Consider the following 390-nt stretch of genomic DNA (forward strand, 5'->3'; position numbering starts at 1 on the left):
CGATACGACGAACTGGGCCCCTTCGAGGATAGCAATACGAGCTGTTACAGCATCAAGAACGGTACCGGCACCGATGACGACATCGGGGTTATCGGCGTATTTCTTAGCCAGTTCGCGAATGGCTTCGTGAGCCCGCGGCGTCGTAAAGGCTAATTCAATGGCCGTAACACCGCCTTTGATGCAGGCTTCCGACATGGCAACGGCTTCTTCCGGATTATTGCCGCGAATGACGGCGACGACACCGATTTCTTTAATTTTATTGACAACTTCGATTTTATCCATTGTATAAGCTCCTTTCACACTCTCAAAAAGATCTCTCTATACGACCTGTTACGAATGGCTAGCCTGGAAGGCTTCCAGTTTTTCTCTCGTCGGCAGACCTTCATTGTC

The 390-nt window shown here is 49.7% G+C and carries 1 pseudogene; it reads right to left on the reverse strand.

Annotated elements, in window-relative coordinates:
• A pseudogene (locus tag HMPREF3201_RS03475) lies at positions 1 to 282 on the reverse strand (bifunctional 2-keto-4-hydroxyglutarate aldolase/2-keto-3-deoxy-6-phosphogluconate aldolase); the annotation flags it as partial.
• Positions 283 to 390: the final 108 nt, after the last annotated feature.

This window comes from Megasphaera sp. MJR8396C, assembly GCF_001546855.1.
GTDB lineage: Bacteria > Bacillota > Negativicutes > Veillonellales > Megasphaeraceae > Megasphaera.